Below are 2,164 nucleotides of genomic sequence, written 5' to 3'. Positions count from 1 at the left end.
GCAGGGCGGTGACCTGGGGCATGAAGCCCATGTCGGCCATCTGGTCGGCCTCGTCCAGGACGGTGATCAAGACCTGGTCCAGCCGGCAGTCGCCGCGGTCGATGAGGTCCTTGAGGCGTCCGGGGGTGGCGACGACGATCTCGGCGCCCCCGCGCAGCGCGCTCGCCTGCCGGCCGATCGACATCCCGCCCACGACCGTGGCCAGGCGCAGCTTCACGGAGCGGGCGTACGGGGTGAGTGCGTCGGTGACCTGCTGGGCCAGCTCGCGCGTCGGTACGAGGATCAGCCCCAGCGGCTGCCTGGTCTCGGCCCGCCGACCGGCCGTACGGGCCAGCAGCGCCAACCCGAAGGCGAGGGTCTTGCCGGAGCCGGTGCGGCCCCGGCCGAGGACGTCCCGCCCGACAAGGGAGTTGGGCAGGGTCGCGGCCTGGATCGGGAACGGTACGGTCACGCCCTCCGAGCCGAGCGCGGCCAGCAGTTCCCCGGGCATGTCGAGATCGGCGAAGCCCTCCACGGCGGGAAGCGCGGGAGTGACGGACTTGGGGAGGGCGAACTCCCCCTGTACGGCGGCGGGTCGGCGGCCCTGGCCACCGGAACGGCCCGTCCCGCCGGACCGGCGCGGGGCCGGCGAACCGAACCGGCTGCCACCCCTTCCGGAGTCGGCACTGCCGTTACGGGTGCGGGCGAAACGGTCGTTCGTGCGTGTGCGGTTCATGCGGGACCTTCCTCGATGCGGCACATATCAAGGAATTCCCGCAGCGATGAGCAGCACGGTGAATTGCAAGAAGGGCCGGTGGAACGGGCAGCGAACCTGGCCGACGGAAAATGCGTACGGGCACAGGTGCTGAAACGAGTGGGCGCGCGGCGCGGACGCGATATTTATCGCTGTTTATCGCCGCGGGAAACGCTGGAAATACAAGCAGCTGGGGCCCGCACCCCGAAGGATGCGGGCCCCAGCTGCAAGTGCGCGTGAGCGTCAGGCGGGAACGATGTTCTCGGCCGTCGGGCCCTTCTGGCCCTGTGCGATGTCGAAGGTCACCTTCTGGCCCTCGAGCAGCTCGCGGAAGCCCTGGGCGGCGATGTTCGAGTAGTGGGCGAACACGTCAGCGCCGCCACCGTCCTGCTCGATGAAGCCGAAGCCCTTTTCCGCGTTGAACCATTTAACGGTACCGGCAGCCATGCATATCTCCTTCAACCACACCTTCAACTGAGATCGACAGTAGCACGCCGCAGCGGCATGTGTGCGGTAAGGAATCCCACTCTGCTTTTCACGCAAGAGAACCTGTCCGCGTGTCCGGTTGAAATCTCACCTCACGGGCACAGTTATTGAATAATGTGAAGCACAGACGCACGCTCAGTCGGCCCGCGGAGCGGACTTCGAGCAGCAGCTGTCGGCTGCACCAGGCCGCATCCGGCATCGCCGACACGCCGGACACCAAGCAGCTTGGTGGCCCACACCCGAGCCCCGTTCGGCTGGCCGAAAGCGGACACCGCGCCCGCCCGAAGGCGAGACCCTGTTGCAGCACTGGACGGAGAATCCGTGACGGGCCCTGGCCCTGGCCGCACCGGCATGGGAAGCGGTGCCGTGGCCGTTCCTGTCCGACGAGTCGACGTCGCCGTACCGCGAACGGCTGGACCGTGAGGTCCTGCTGCTGCACGGCGGTACCGCCCTCGCGGGCGGGGCGGACGCCTTGGCCCGCTACGACGTGGGCACCTCGCCGTCGCATGCGTACTGCGCGTTCACGGCCGTTGGCCGTCTCCCCCGCATTCCCGCCTGCGCACGCGTGATCTACCGCTGGGTCTCCCGCAACCGCCCTCGTCCACCCGGCGGCACCCCCGCGTGAGCGGTCCCGCCGCGCGGTGCGTGAGGCCGGCGTGCGCCCCATCCCCACCTGCGTGTTCACCGACGGCACCCCACCGGTTGTCAGGGACGGTCACGCCGTCGACCGCTACGTCCAACTCGCTGCAACCGCATCTGCGGGCCGACCGCCTGGTGCCGCGCGTCGTCACCCGGACACTGACCCGGCAGCATCGCTATACGTCCGAGACCCTGTTCGAAGGGGTGTGCCGCCGCCGCCTCCCCACCCAGAGCCCGCCGAGCATGTGCTCGAGCCTCGCTCGCTGCGGCCCGATGTTGATCCACTCACCGCTCTGGACGACTTAC

The 2,164-nt window shown here is 69.1% G+C and carries 3 protein-coding genes; 1 reads left to right on the top strand and 2 read right to left on the bottom strand.

Annotated features, from left to right (window positions below; all coding sequences use genetic code 11):
- Both ACFVYN_RS41300 and ACFVYN_RS41295 read right to left on the bottom strand, forming a co-directional pair.
- A partial coding sequence (locus tag ACFVYN_RS41300; protein ID WP_390008071.1) for a DEAD/DEAH box helicase occupies positions 1 to 715 on the bottom strand: 715 nt, incomplete at its 3' end.
- A 261-nt stretch (positions 716 to 976) separates the two neighbouring features.
- Positions 977 to 1,180 (bottom strand): cold-shock protein, encoded by a 204-nt coding sequence (locus tag ACFVYN_RS41295; RefSeq protein WP_023586116.1) that lies wholly within the window; start codon positions 1,178 to 1,180, stop codon positions 977 to 979.
- 400 nt (positions 1,181 to 1,580) lie between these two features.
- On the opposite strand from ACFVYN_RS41295, the gene ACFVYN_RS41290 reads away from it, so the two are divergent.
- Entirely contained in the window at positions 1,581 to 1,844 is a 264-nt protein-coding gene (locus ACFVYN_RS41290) for a hypothetical protein (RefSeq protein WP_390008069.1), read from the top strand.
- Positions 1,845 to 2,164: the final 320 nt, after the last annotated feature.

The organism is Streptomyces sp. NPDC058307 (assembly GCF_042880295.1).
GTDB lineage: Bacteria > Actinomycetota > Actinomycetes > Streptomycetales > Streptomycetaceae > Streptomyces.
This window is presented reverse-complemented; position numbering and strand designations above follow the sequence as displayed.

Coding starts and splice junctions, on each gene's coding strand:
- ACFVYN_RS41295 (WP_023586116.1), bottom strand. CDS start 1,180: ATGGCTGCCGGTACCGTTAAATGGTTCAACGCGGAAAAGGGCTTCGGC.